At 30.1% G+C, this 1,472-nt stretch carries 1 protein-coding gene; it reads left to right on the top strand.

Features of this window, described 5'->3' with window-relative positions; all coding sequences use genetic code 11:
• On the top strand, positions 1-1,238 hold a 1,238-nt coding region (locus tag KTO59_RS04245; protein ID WP_284928814.1), incomplete at its 5' end, for a reverse transcriptase domain-containing protein.
• Positions 1,239-1,472: the final 234 nt, after the last annotated feature.

The following is a 1,472-nucleotide window of genomic DNA, read 5'->3' as shown; positions in this document are numbered from 1 at the left end:
AATCAAAAAACAACAAGAACGTATCGAAGCGAACTTATCAATGGTTAACCAATAATATTATAAACTACGATGTAGCTTTTGAAAAAGTGGCAACCAATAAAGGAGCAGGTACAGCTGGGATAGACTTCCAAACTATTGATGGAGTAGATTTAAAGAAACTTCAAAAATGGAATAAAGAGGCCAGAGAAGGAACATATGAACCTTCACCAGTAAAAAGAATAGAAATCCCAAAACCAAACGGTAAACTAAGACCTTTAGGAATTCCTACCATCAAAGATAGGACGGTCCAAGAGGTAATAAGAAAACAGTTGGAAGCATATTACGAACCGAAATTCTCTGAATTCAGTTATGGATTCAGACCTGAAAAATCAACTCACGATTGCCTAAAACGCTTTCAACAAAGATTTAAAGGGATTAATTGGTTTATTAAAATTGATTTAAAAGAATTTTTTGACACGGTAAATCATAAAGTGCTATATGAAATCATCGACAAAGACATCTCAAAATATAAAGTCAAAAGACTAGTTACTAAAATGGTAAAAAGTGGAGTCATGAAACAAGGACAATACATAAAAACCATAGAGGGAACACCTCAAGGAGGAATTATTTCACCCATCTTATCAAACATCGTATTAAACGAACTAGATAAATACATAAAGAACCTCCAAAAAGAACTATCCAAATTTCTGAAAGTAGAAGATAATCCTATATATGGGAAAATATATAGGAATATAAAGAAAGCTGAGAAGGAAAAGGATAAGAAAGAGATTAAAAAATTAAGAAAAGAATTGAGAACAACACAATGCTACAAACAAAAACCAATTCGAATCGAATATTTAAGATATGCAGATGATTTCATTATTGGGATAAGTTGTCAAAGTAAGATATTACCACATCAAATTAAGAAAATGGTAGTTGAATTTATTGAAGGAAATTTGAAATTAAAAGTTTCAAACGATAAATCAAAGATTCAAAAGACGAAGAAAGGAATTAAATTTTTAGGATACGAGTTATCAGTGAAACCAACAAAAGGAGAACTTAAAAACAAATTAACGAGATCCAGTCTAAATGGAAAACCACAACTTAAAATAGATAAAAAACTAATTGAGAAAAAAGCTAAAGAAATAGGATGGATAGATAAGAATAATAAAATTATCCACGATAAATCCTTAATATGCTTTGAGAAACTAGAAATAATAAGAACTTATAAAGCCATCATGAATGGATACATAAATTAGTATAGTTATATTTCAAACATCGCTCAATTAGGCAAATGGTATTATTACGCGACATATTCTTTATTAAAAACTCTTGCTGGAAAGGATAAAAGTTCACTTGCGAAAGCGCGGAAGAGATATCAAATAGGAAAAAGTTTTGGAATCAAATACGAAACCAAAACCAAAACTAAATGTGATACTTGGCCTCTGTTTAATTGGAACTACGTAAAAAAATTAAGGAAGTATCAAAATAAA

It is taken from the genome of Candidatus Phytoplasma sp. AldY-WA1 (assembly GCF_020312115.2).
Lineage (GTDB): Bacteria > Bacillota_I > Bacilli_A > Acholeplasmatales > Acholeplasmataceae > Phytoplasma > Phytoplasma vitis.
Note: the sequence above shows the minus strand (reverse complement) of the source record. Positions and strands in the feature narration are given on the sequence as shown.